This is a genomic window from uncultured Brachyspira sp., from assembly GCF_934747485.1.
Classification (GTDB): domain Bacteria; phylum Spirochaetota; class Brachyspiria; order Brachyspirales; family Brachyspiraceae; genus Brachyspira.
This window is the reverse complement of sequence record NZ_CAKVGN010000080.1, coordinates 1-11,649: the sequence shown is the minus strand read 5'-3', so window position 1 is coordinate 11,649 and position 11,649 is coordinate 1. Positions and strand designations below refer to the sequence as shown.

At 29.6% G+C, this 11,649-nt stretch carries 10 protein-coding genes; 8 read left to right on the top strand and 2 right to left on the bottom strand.

Annotated features, from left to right (window positions below; genetic code table 11):
• Window positions 1–167 precede the first annotated feature (167 nt).
• From gltA to Q0H31_RS11690, 8 genes are all read left to right on the top strand, one after another.
• Window positions 168–1,565: an NADPH-dependent glutamate synthase gene (gene gltA, locus Q0H31_RS11725; RefSeq protein ID WP_295298400.1), complete on the top strand. Its 1,398-nt coding sequence runs from the start codon at window positions 168–170 to the stop codon at window positions 1,563–1,565.
• Window positions 1,566–1,950: 385 nt separating this feature from the next.
• The gene (locus tag Q0H31_RS11720) at window positions 1,951–2,829 is read left to right on the top strand and encodes a helix-turn-helix domain-containing protein (RefSeq protein ID WP_295298399.1); all 879 of its coding nucleotides are present in this window, start codon (window positions 1,951–1,953) and stop codon (window positions 2,827–2,829) included.
• Window positions 2,830–2,993: 164 nt separating this feature from the next.
• Window positions 2,994–4,328 carry an ABC transporter substrate-binding protein gene (locus tag Q0H31_RS11715; protein WP_295298397.1) on the top strand — a complete coding sequence of 445 codons (1,335 nt, stop codon included), beginning with the start codon at window positions 2,994–2,996 and terminating at the stop codon, window positions 4,326–4,328.
• A gap of 19 nt (window positions 4,329–4,347) precedes the next feature.
• Window positions 4,348–5,238 carry a carbohydrate ABC transporter permease gene (locus Q0H31_RS11710; protein WP_295298395.1) on the top strand — a complete coding sequence of 297 codons (891 nt, stop codon included), beginning with the start codon at window positions 4,348–4,350 and terminating at the stop codon, window positions 5,236–5,238.
• Window positions 5,235–6,071, top strand: coding sequence for a carbohydrate ABC transporter permease (locus Q0H31_RS11705; RefSeq protein WP_295298393.1), 837 nt, complete (start codon window positions 5,235–5,237; stop codon window positions 6,069–6,071). Before Q0H31_RS11710 ends, Q0H31_RS11705 begins: the two co-directional genes overlap by 4 nt.
• Window positions 6,072–6,110: 39 nt before the next feature.
• A complete protein-coding gene (locus tag Q0H31_RS11700) occupies window positions 6,111–7,223 on the top strand; it encodes a Gfo/Idh/MocA family oxidoreductase (RefSeq protein ID WP_295298392.1) in 1,113 nt (370 codons plus the stop codon).
• Between the two features lie 5 nt (window positions 7,224–7,228).
• Complete coding sequence (locus Q0H31_RS11695; protein ID WP_295298391.1) at window positions 7,229–8,146, top strand: dihydrodipicolinate synthase family protein; 918 nt, start codon at window positions 7,229–7,231, stop codon at window positions 8,144–8,146.
• Between the two features lie 230 nt (window positions 8,147–8,376).
• The gene (locus tag Q0H31_RS11690; RefSeq protein WP_295298390.1) at window positions 8,377–10,671 is read left to right on the top strand and encodes a DUF3536 domain-containing protein; all 2,295 of its coding nucleotides are present in this window, start codon (window positions 8,377–8,379) and stop codon (window positions 10,669–10,671) included.
• Here Q0H31_RS11690 and Q0H31_RS11685 read toward each other — a convergent pair.
• The gene (locus Q0H31_RS11685) at window positions 10,668–11,096 is read right to left on the bottom strand and encodes a hypothetical protein (protein WP_295298389.1); all 429 of its coding nucleotides are present in this window, start codon (window positions 11,094–11,096) and stop codon (window positions 10,668–10,670) included. The two genes, Q0H31_RS11690 and Q0H31_RS11685, sit on opposite strands and share 4 nt — an antisense overlap.
• The gene (locus tag Q0H31_RS11680) at window positions 11,093–11,497 is read right to left on the bottom strand and encodes a SoxR reducing system RseC family protein (protein ID WP_295298388.1); all 405 of its coding nucleotides are present in this window, start codon (window positions 11,495–11,497) and stop codon (window positions 11,093–11,095) included. Before Q0H31_RS11680 ends, Q0H31_RS11685 begins: the two co-directional genes overlap by 4 nt.
• Window positions 11,498–11,649 lie beyond the last annotated feature (152 nt).

Below are 11,649 nucleotides of genomic sequence, written 5' to 3'. Positions count from 1 at the left end.
GTTAATTAAATTATAAGGAATACCTGCTTTTTTTAAACTAAAAAACGTGCAATATGTATGGCTCCTAAACATTAAAAATAAAAATATATCATTGCTATATTTTTATTTTATTGTATAATATTTTCAAGTTAATTTAATATTGTTCTAAAAAATAGGAGAATATATATATGCCACCACGATCAAAATTAGGTGAAATACCTAGACAACAAATGCCGCAAAGAAGTGCTGAAGAGCGTAAGAAAGATTTTAAAGAAGTACCTTTAGGATATACAGAAGAAGAAGCATATACAGAATCATTAAGATGTTTAGATTGTAAAGTTCCGCATTGTATGGAAGGCTGTCCTGCTAAAGTAAAAATTCCTGAGTTTATAGGGCTTATAGCAGAGAGAAAATTCTTAGAAGCAGCTAAAAAAATAAAAGAAACTAATGCATTGCCTGCAGCTTGCGGAAGGGTATGTCCTCAAGAGACTCAGTGTGAACAGAGATGTGTTGTAGGTAAGAAATTTGAGCCTGTTGCTATTGGTAAATTAGAAATGTTTGTTGCTGACTATGAAAGAAAACATGCTCAGTATGATGGCTTAAAAGTAGAAAAAAACGGCAAAAAAGTATGTATTATAGGGGCTGGTCCTGCAGGTTTAGCTTGTGCAGGTGACTTAATAAAATTAGGTTATGATGTTACAGTGCTTGAGGCTTTGCATACTATAGGCGGCGTACTTATGTATGGTATTCCAGAGTTCCGTTTGCCTAAAGAGTTGGTTGCTCATGAGGTAGAAAACCTTAAAAAAGATGGCGTTAATTTTAAGATAAATGAAGTTGCTGGTATATCTTTAGATTTCAATGAATTAAGAAAAGAGTATGATGCTATATTCTTGGGTACTGGTGCTGGACTTCCGGCTTTTTTAAATATACCTGGTGAAAATTACTGCGGAGTATATTCTGCTAATGAATATTTAACAAGAGTTAATTTAATGGGTGCTTATAAATTCCCAGAAGTGGATACTCCTGTTATAAGACATAAAAGAGTTGCTGTATTAGGCGGCGGTAACGTGGCTATGGATGCTTGCAGAACTGCTGTAAGACTTGGTGCTGAGAAAGTATATATAGTTTATAGAAGAACAGAAAAAGAACTTCCTGCAAGAGTTGAAGAGGTTCATCACGCTATGGAAGAGGGAGTTGAATTTAGATTTTTGAGATCTCCTATGGAAATAATTGCTGATGAAAATGATAATGTGAAAGCTATCAGAACTCAGGTTATGGAGCTTGGAGAACCTGATGCAGATGGAAGAAGAAAGCCGGTGGCTGTTGAAGGAAAAACTGAAGATATAGAAGTAGATGCTGTTATAGTTGCTATAGGTACTACTCCTAATCCTCTTATATCTAGAAAAGTGCCTGAATTACAAACTACTAAAAAAGGTACTTATGTAATAGATGAAGAAACAGGGGCTACTTCTTTAGAAGGTGTATTTGCAGGCGGTGATGCTGCTCGCGGTGCTGCTACTGTTATACTTGCTATTGGTGACGGTAAAAGAGCTGCTGCTGGTATACATAAATATTTATCTAAGTGATAAAAAGTAAAAAAGTAAAAAATATATCTATTAAAAATAAAGCCCAATACAATTGTATTGGGCTTTTTATATATCTTTAAACAACATAAACATATAAACATATCCATATGCATAAATAATTTTAGTATAAACTGTATTATCTGCAGTTTTTATATTAGAATGTGTTAGACTATAAAGAGTTGATTTGTTTTTATTATATTTTCATATTTTTGTTATTTTTATATAATTAAATATAATATTATTTGATTTAGAATTATACTATATAATATAAAAAAAATATTTTAGATAATGATTTATTAAAAATTATTCAAAATTTATTTGTACAATGAGGAATTATGCATATAATACTTAATATATATATTTAATAAATAAATGGAGCAATATTATGATGTCATTGATAGATAACATAAAATTTTCATTTTTATATATAGAATTATATTCTATGGGTAAAAATTGGGAGTTTCCTCAATCAATGATACCATATAATATTTTAAGATATATAGTAAAAGGCGAAGCTTTATTTTATATTAATGATGAAATAGTTAAAGTCAAAGAAAATCAAATAGTATATATACCCAAGGGGTGTAATATGTCTTGTAAATCTATTTCTGATACTTTTGAATTTTTTAGCGTAAGATTCACTACTTTAGTTTCATCTGAGGTTTATGATGTTTTAGGAAAAGTTTATGGTATTCCTAGGATTTTGGATAATCAGGGTGAAGATGTTTATTTTAGAGAAATGTATAAATGGCTGCATGAGAAAATAGTTGCAAAAAAATGCTTTATAGAGGGGAATTTGAATCTTTTAATAGGTTCTTTATCTATGAGAGCTGAAAATAATATATTAGAAGATCCATTAAGTTTAGAAAATGCTAAAGCAAATATGGATAATATGGATATAATTAAAGAAATGGAAGTAAGTTTAAATAAACAAAATATAGATCCTAGAATAAGATTTGTATCATATCATATTATTTCAAATCCTACAGAGAATTATACACCAGAAAAGATGGCAAGTATGATTGGTTTAAGTAAACAAAGATTCAGCAGTTTATTTAAAAAGAGTATGGGCAAGCCTCCTATGGAATATTTAAAAGAAATTAGGCTAACAACTGCTGCTAGATTTTTATTGATTGGTAATAAAAGTATCAGTGATATAGCATATGATGTAGGATATAAGGACCCTAATTATTTTATAAGAGAATTTAAATCTGCTTTTGGTGTTACTCCAAATAAATACCGTAAAGTTAATAGAGACGGATAAAGAATCAATTTCGATTTTATTTTTTATAAACATCATCTTTAATATACAAAAAAGATTGTAGTGCTATTTTTGAGCGTTAAGTTAGTAGAAGTGGGTAAAAAAAATTATAGACTTATAAGTATAAGATAATATCTTAAATCTAAAAATTAATTAAGGAGAGTGTTATGAGTATAAAAAACAAATTGTTTATTTTATTTATTGCATTATCATTATTAACAATTAGTTTAATAGGATGTGGTAAGAAAACATCTTCTTCTGCATCTTCTAGTGGAGAATTAGAAGGTGAAATAACCTTCTGGCATTCATTTACTCAAGGTCAAAGATTGGATGTTATACAAAAAGTAGCAGATCAGTTTATGAAAGATAATCCAAAAGTAAAAATCAAGATAGAAACATTCTCTTGGGCAGATTTTTATACAAAATGGACAACAGGATTAGCTTCAGGTAATGTTCCTGATATGAGTACAGCTTTACCTATGCAGGTTGTAGAAATGATGGATGCTGGGGCAATAATACCTATTGACGATTTAATTGATGATATAGGAAGAGACAAATTTTCTAAATTATCTTTATTGGAAGGAGAAAAGGATGGACAATGTTATTCAATACCATTATATTCTCATGCTCAAGTAATGTGGTATAGAAAAGATTTATTAAAAAATGCTGGATTAGAAGTTCCAAAAACTTGGGATGAATTTGCTAAGGCTGCTAAAGCTTTAACAAAAGATGGAGTATATGGCTGTTCTTTCCCTTGCGGTTCAGGAGATTTTATGGCAACAAGATTTTTAAATTATTATGTAAAAAGTGCTGGAGACAGTTTATTAACAGATGATTTAAAAGCAAATTTAACAAGCAAAGCTGCAATTGACGGTATAAAATTTTGGGTTGACATATATAAAAATTGTTCTCCTAAAGATTCAGTTAACTATATAACATTAGATCAAGCAAATTTATATTATCAGGGAAAAACAGCTTTTGATTTCAATTCAGGTTTCCAAATAAGCGGAGTAGAAATCAATTCTCCTCATTTGATTGACCAAATAGACTGTGCACCTCTTCCAAAAATAAATGCTGATGACCCTGATTATGGTGCTGAAACTGCTCATATACCAATGGTTATTTGGGCAAATTCTAAACACCCTGAAATATGTAAGGCATTTATAAAAAAATTATATGAACCTGATACATATATAGAATTTTTACAAGCAACTCCTGTAGGTATGCTTCCTTCTATAGCAGGTATATCAGATAATCCAAAATATCAAGAAAATGAAATAGTAAAGAAGTTCTCTAATGCTGAGCAAATCATAAGAAAAACAATGGATATGGGAACATCTATAGGATTTGAGAATGGACCTAATATTCAAGGAAGTTTATTAACTTCTCAAAGCGTTATTGAAGATATGTTCCAAGAAATTCTTGTTAATGGAAAAGATATAAATCAAGCTGCTAAAGATGCTGAAAATAGATTAAATGAATTATTTAGCAGTGTACAATAACTACTAAGAGGGTGTATTTATGAAAAAATGGCTGAATACTATTGATTATGCAAGATGGATATTTGTACTTCCTGCTATGATCATTGTAATAGCTTTATTAATATATCCTATTTTTTCAAGCCTTTATTACAGCTTTACAACAAAGCATTTAATAAGGCCTGTATATGACTTTATAGGAATGAAAAATTATATAGATGTTTTAATGGACCCTTTATTTTTTAAGGCTTTTTTAACATCTATTTTGTGGACAATTTTTTCTTTGCTAGGTCAGATAATGATAGGATTTACGGCAGCATTATGTTTAAATAGAGTAAAACATATGCAAAATGTATATAGAACATTAATGATTATACCATGGGCTTTCCCTTCAATCGTTATAGCTCTTTCATGGAAGTGGATATTAAATGGGGTGTCAGGATTTTTACCTAATTTAATGGTTCAGATTGGATTGACTAATGAGTTACCTCAATTCTTAAGTGATAGTAATATGGTATTTCCGACTTTAATTTTTATAAATGTTTGGTTTGGCTCGGCTATGATTATGGTAAATATATTATCTGCATTGCAAACTATACCTCAAGATCAATATGAAGCTGCTCAAATAGATGGAGCAAAAAAGTATCAGCAGTTTTGGTATATTACTTTTCCTCATATAAAAATAGTAGTTGGTCTATTGGTTGTTCTTCGTACTATATGGATATTTAATAATTTTGATATTATATATCTTCTTACAGGAGGAGGACCTGCTAATAAAACTAGTACAATTCCAATTTATGCTTATAAAATGGGTTGGGGTACAAAGCTATTAGGAAAATCATCTGCCGTTACTATTTTGCTTTTATTGTTCTTGCTTATTATATGCTTTATATATTTTATGATAATAGCTAAATGGGAAAAGGAGAATAAATGATGTTTAAATCAAAAGAGCTTATAGGAAACCTTTTATGCCATATTTATCTTATAGTATTATCTATAATATCTGTATTCCCTTTACTATGGATATTAATATCTTCTATAAAAACTAATACCGAACTCACTTCATATCCTACAAATTTTATTCCAAAGAATTTTACATTGGATAATTTTATTCATGTAATTAAAGATTTAGATTTTGCTAGAAACATAGGAAACAGTATTATTATTGCATTATTAACAACTATAATAGCAATAATTATATCAAGTATGGCAGCATATGGTATAGTAAGATTCTTTCCAAAACTAGGAAGTATAATGTCTAAAATATTAGTTACAACATATTTGTTTCCTCCTATACTTCTTGCAATTCCTTATTCTCTTGTAATGGCTAGATTTGGATTAACTAATACTAGAGTTGGTCTTATAATAGTTTATTTATCATTTAGTGTACCTTATGCGGTATGGATGTTAGTAGGATTTTTCAAGACTGTACCTATAGGTATTGAGGAGGCGGCGAGAGTTGATGGTGCTAATAAATTGCAAACATTTGTAAAAATTGTATTGCCTTTAGTGGCACCGGGTATAGTAGCTACGGCTATTTATACTTTTATAAATGCATGGAATGAATTTTTATATGCATTAATATTAATAAATAGTACAGATATGATGACTGTATCTGTAAAATTCAGATCACTTCAAGGAGCAGAAATATTGAATTGGGGTGATATGATGGCAGCATCTGCTTTAGTTGTTATACCTTCAGTTATTTTCTTTATGATTATACAAAAGAAAATAGCAAGGGGAATGGCAGACGGAGCAGTAAAATAAAAGATAAATAATAAATAAAATTATATTTAGGAGGATAAAATGGAAACAATAGGATATGCTATTGTAGGAACTGGTTATTTCGGAGCAGAACTTGGCAGGATAATGAAAGAAGAAGAGGGGGCTAAAATATCAGCTATACTTGACCCAGAAAATGCTAAAACTATATCTAAAGAATTAGAATGTGATGTTGAAACAGATTTGGATACTCTTTTTAAAAGAGAAGATGTAAATGCTGTTATAGTTGCTACACCGAATTATTTGCATAAAGAGCCTGTGATAAAAGCAGCCAAAAATAAAGTTAATGTTTTTTGTGAAAAGCCAATAGCATTAAGTTATAAAGATTGCGATGAGATGGTAAATACTTGTCAGGAAAATGGCGTAATATTTATGGCGGGGCATGTTATGAATTTCTTTAATGGAGTTCGTCATGCAAAGAAACTTATTAATGATGGTGTAATAGGGGAAGTATTGTATTGTCATTCTGCAAGAAATGGTTGGGAAGAACAGCAGCCTACTATCTCTTGGAAAAAAATTAGAAGTAAATCAGGGGGACATTTATATCATCATATTCATGAATTAGATTGCATACAATTTTTAATGGGAGGAATGCCTACTACGGTTACAATGACTGGGGGAAATGTGATGCATAATGGAGAGGGATTTGGAGATGAAGATGATATGCTTTTTGTGAATTTGGAATTTCCTAATAATAGATATGCTATTTGTGAGTGGGGATCTGCTTTTCATTGGCCTGAGCATTATGTATTAATTCAAGGAACTAAAGGGGCTATTAAATTAGATATGTGCGATTGCGGAGGAACTTTAAAAATAGATGGAAAAGATACGCATTTTCTTATACATGAAACTCAGGAAGAAGATGATGATAGAACTAGAATTTATCATGGCACTGAAATGGATGGAGCTATAATGTATGGTAAGCCTGGTAAAAAACCTCCTATGTGGCTTCATAGCATTATGAAAAAAGAGATGCATTATTTTAATGAAATAATGCATGGTAAAGAGCCAGACGAAGAGTTCAAAGCACTTCTTAATGGTGCAGCAGCAAGGGCTGCAATAGCAACTGCTGATGCCTTGACAAAATCTCGATTTGAGGATAAAAAAGTAAAATTAAAAGAAATTATAGGAGAATAAAATATATGAGAAACTTAGATAAGTACAAAGGAATTATTCCTGCCTTTTATGCTTGTTATGATGAGAAAGGGGCTATAAGTCAGGAAAGAGTTAAAAAGTTTACACAACATTTAATAGATAAAGGTGTAAACGGATTATATGTAGGAGGGTCTTCTGGAGAATGTATTTATCAGAGTAAGGAAGAAAGAAAAGTGGTATTAGAGAATGTTATGGAAATAGCGAAAGGCAAAATTACTATTATAGCACATGTAGGCTGTAATAATACTGCTGATAGTGCTGAATTAGCTGCTCATGCAGAAAAATTAGGTGCTGATGCTATAGCTTCCATTCCTCCGATATATTTTCACCTTCCTGACTATTCTATAGCAGAGTATTGGAATGATATAAGTGCAGCTGCTCCAAATACTGATTTTATTATCTACAACATACCTCAGCTTGCAGGCGTTGCTTTGAATGTTAAACTTTATAAAAAGATGAGAGAAAATCCAAGAGTTATAGGTGTAAAAAATTCATCTATGCCTGTACAAGATATTCAAATGTTTAAAGATGTTGGCGGTGATGACAGCATTATATTTAATGGACCAGATGAACAATTTGTAGCTGGAAGATTAATAGGTGCTGATGCAGGAATAGGGGGAACTTATGCTGTAATGCCTGAATTATTCTTAGCTGCTAATGATGCTGTTAATAAATGCGAGTTTGATAAAGCAAGAGATATACAGTACAAAATAGACAGAATAATATATGCTATGTGTGAATGTTATGGTAATTTATATGCGGTAATGAAAGCTATTATTAAAATAAGAGAAGGTTTAGAATTAGGTGGAGTAAGGAAACCGTTAAGTAATGTAATAGATGATGATAAAGCAAAAATAGAAAAATGTGCAAAAATGATAGATGATGCTGTAAGTAGTATAAAGTAATATATTTCTTGTGTAATTTGAAAATTATTATATAAAACTAGTCATTTGCTTATATTTAGGTAAGTGACTGGTTTTTTTATTATACAAAATAGAGCAATGCTATAGTGTTGACTTTTTTATGCTTAAAAAACAAACCTTTATTTCGATAATTAAAATAAAAATTATTTACTTGCAAATATATGTAAGTTTGATTATACTATGAAATAATCTTTTTATATTAGGATTTTATTATGAAATATTTAATATTGCATGGACACTTTTATCAGCCGCCAAGAGAAAATCCATTCTTGGGAGATATAGAAAAAGAGATAAGTGCCTCTCCTGCTCATGATTGGAATGAAAGAATAACTAATGAATGTTATAGTCCAAATGCTTATTCAAGAATATTAGACGGTTATGGAAGAATTACAGATATGTCTAATAATTATCAATATATAAGCTTTAATTTTGGACCTACATTATTGGATTATATTGCTGATAAGAAGCCTGATTTATTACAAAGAATATTAGAAGCAGATAAGCTTAGTATAGAAAGATTAGGGTATGGTAATGCTATTGCTCAGGTTTATAATCATGTAATTTTACCGCTTGCCAAAAAAGAAGATATGGTAGTACAGATTAAATGGGGGCTTTACAATTTTGAGAAATATTTCAAAAGAAAGTCAAAAGGTATATGGCTTTCTGAGACAGCTATAAATTTAGATGTTGTTGATGCTTTATGCGACTGTGGGGTGAAGTTTACAATACTTTCTCCATATCAGGCACATTATGTTAAGGGTATTACTCAGAGTGATGTATCTGGTGCAAGAATAGACACATCAAAACCTTATTGGCTTTATGGGCATAATGGTAAGAGGATTGCTGTATTTTTTTATGACCCTTATATATCTAATGCCATAGCTTTTGAACATTTACTTTGTTCTGCCGAGAAATTGGCTGAGAGAATAAGAAATGCTTATGGAGATAGAAAACTTGTTAATATTGCTACAGACGGAGAGAGCTATGGGCATCATGAACCTTTTGGGGACATGTGTTTAGCAAGATATTTTCATGATAATATTCATTATGATAATATTACTCCTACGAATTATGAGCATTATTTAAGCATATGTCCTCCTACTGAAGAGGTGATATTGCATGAAGGAGAAGGAAAGAGGGGAACTTCTTGGAGCTGTTCGCATGGGGTTGAAAGGTGGAGAAGTAATTGCGGCTGCGGAGGAGACGGCATTATTGATTTATCTTGGCGTACTGGGCTTAGAGAGGCTTTTGATATACTTAGAAATATGCAAGACAAATTATTTGCATTGTTTTTAAACTTCACAAACGAATCCAGAAACTCTATTAGAGAAGAGTATGTTAGGGCTATATATAATGATTCTGATGCTAAAGATTTATATGAAATATGCTCTAAACATATATCTTTTAAAGAGTTTATATTTTTAATGGAATCTTATAAATATTCATTATTTGCTTATACTTCTTGCGGGTGGTTTTTTGAAGATGTTTCTAGGATAGAGCCTATTAAAAATATGCAATATGCAGAGAGGTCATTTCATTATGCAAGAATGCTTGTTAAAGATAAAAATGCTCCTTTTGTAGAAGAGGCTTATCAGGAATTTTTAAAGGCATTAGAGACTTCTGTTAGTAATAAAAAAGAACATCATACAGCAAGATATTTCTATGAGAAAAATGCTAAAATAGATTTATTTACTAAACTTTATATTATTAACCAGTTTATATTTAATTTGCTTGCTAGTGATTATAAAGAAAAAGAAATAAATATTTTTAAACATAATATTAAAGCTACTCTAATAGATAAAAATCATATTGAAGGAGTAATGACTGATAGTATAACAGCAGATTTATATTTTAAAGTTGATACTGTAAAAGAAGATTATGAGCTAAAAAATAATATAACTCTTTCTGAAGATAAAAATTGTAATGATAATTTAGTATATACTATGCGTTTGAAAGATTTGAGTTCTGATATTAGAGATAAATTTGCAGATTCTTTATTTAAAGAAGATATTTCTAAATTAGATGATATAATGCATAAAGTATATCCAGAATATAGAAAACTTTTCAAGTATTTCAATACAAATGATATCACTCCAGATTATGACTATAGAAGATTGATGGGAGCTATGGATTCTCCTATATTAAGAGAGCTTATACTCTCAAAAGGAAGAGATGCCTATGAAGAGGTGTCTCAAAAATTAAAAGATGCAAGGAATGCTGGCATATTTATTTCCAACAGTGGTATATCTAAAGTTGTGGGAGAGAATATTGAAAAGGCATTAAATGAGCTTTATGAAACAGGAAATGGAAAAATTATATTTGATTTATTAAGAGATATTAAATTTTTATCTAATAATGATATGCCTATAGACAGAAACACTTATGAAAATATATTTTATAAGATACTTCTAAAATATAAAGGTCTTCTTATAAGCTTTGATGAAGAAGAGAAAAAATTATTTGTAGAGCTTGGATATTGGCTTAATTTCAATATGGATAACATTTAATTATTACTTATATTGTTTTTTAGCTTTAGTGTTCCATTTACTAAAGATATAATTACATCAAAAGAATTGTTGGTGTAGGAACGAATATTAATTCTTATTACCTTATTGGAATCTATTGACCTTTTGGCTAATTCTACACTTCCATTTTCTTTGCCGAAATCATTATGTTCAGTGATATAATAGCCTTCATTTTTCCATAAATAGTTAGCATACTTCACGCTGTTATATAATGCATTGGTGTCATTTTTAAATGTGTATATATAATTATCCTCAAACTTTTCTATTTTTGGTTTTATTTCTAAAGAAGTAATTTTATAAACAGAAGATACTGTATCATTTCCTATTTTATAAAAAGTCTCATAATTAGTTTTGCAAGATGCAAATAAAAATAACATCAAAACAAATATTATATATTTAATTTTCATAAATTATTTTTTGCTATTATATTAGCTATAACCTTATTATTTTTTTTTAATTTTAGTATTCCAAAAAACACATAAACAAAAAAGAATGCAAATGAAATTATAGGTCCTAAGTCATGATTAATATTAGCAATTTTAGATATATAATTACCAACAAAATATCCTATTATAAGACATATTAAAGGTATTATATAAACAAAGAAATTAGTACCTTTTTTAAGTTCTTCTACTTCTATAATAACATTCTCTCCATTAGAAGCATTTATATTATTGTTAGCTCTTAATATAATTGGTTTGCCGGTAGAACATATTTTGCATCCATCACAGCTTGAACTTCTTTGTAATTGCACTTTAGCAATATTGTTATTATATGTTTCTAAAACAACGGCTAATTCTCTTCTCATATATAGTTTTCCTTATACTAAGTGAATATTATTATATAACATTGAGCAATAAATATCAATTATTATAATGTAGAGTTATTGTTTAGGAGCCATAGATATTGCACGTTTTTTAGTTAAAATAAAGTAGGTATTCCTTATAATATAAATAGCTA

Excerpts from the sequence above, each read along its gene's own strand:
- gltA (WP_295298400.1), top strand. The coding sequence starts at position 168 with ATGCCACCACGATCAAAATTAGGTGAAATACCTAGACAACAAATGCCG.
- Q0H31_RS11720 (WP_295298399.1), top strand. The coding sequence starts at position 1,951 with ATGATGTCATTGATAGATAACATAAAATTTTCATTTTTATATATAGAA.
- Q0H31_RS11715 (WP_295298397.1), top strand. The coding sequence starts at position 2,994 with ATGAGTATAAAAAACAAATTGTTTATTTTATTTATTGCATTATCATTA.
- Q0H31_RS11710 (WP_295298395.1), top strand. The coding sequence starts at position 4,348 with ATGAAAAAATGGCTGAATACTATTGATTATGCAAGATGGATATTTGTA.
- Q0H31_RS11705 (WP_295298393.1), top strand. The coding sequence starts at position 5,235 with ATGATGTTTAAATCAAAAGAGCTTATAGGAAACCTTTTATGCCATATT.
- Q0H31_RS11700 (WP_295298392.1), top strand. The coding sequence starts at position 6,111 with ATGGAAACAATAGGATATGCTATTGTAGGAACTGGTTATTTCGGAGCA.
- Q0H31_RS11695 (WP_295298391.1), top strand. The coding sequence starts at position 7,229 with ATGAGAAACTTAGATAAGTACAAAGGAATTATTCCTGCCTTTTATGCT.
- Q0H31_RS11690 (WP_295298390.1), top strand. The coding sequence starts at position 8,377 with ATGAAATATTTAATATTGCATGGACACTTTTATCAGCCGCCAAGAGAA.
- Q0H31_RS11685 (WP_295298389.1), bottom strand. The coding sequence starts at position 11,096 with ATGAAAATTAAATATATAATATTTGTTTTGATGTTATTTTTATTTGCA.
- Q0H31_RS11680 (WP_295298388.1), bottom strand. The coding sequence starts at position 11,497 with ATGAGAAGAGAATTAGCCGTTGTTTTAGAAACATATAATAACAATATT.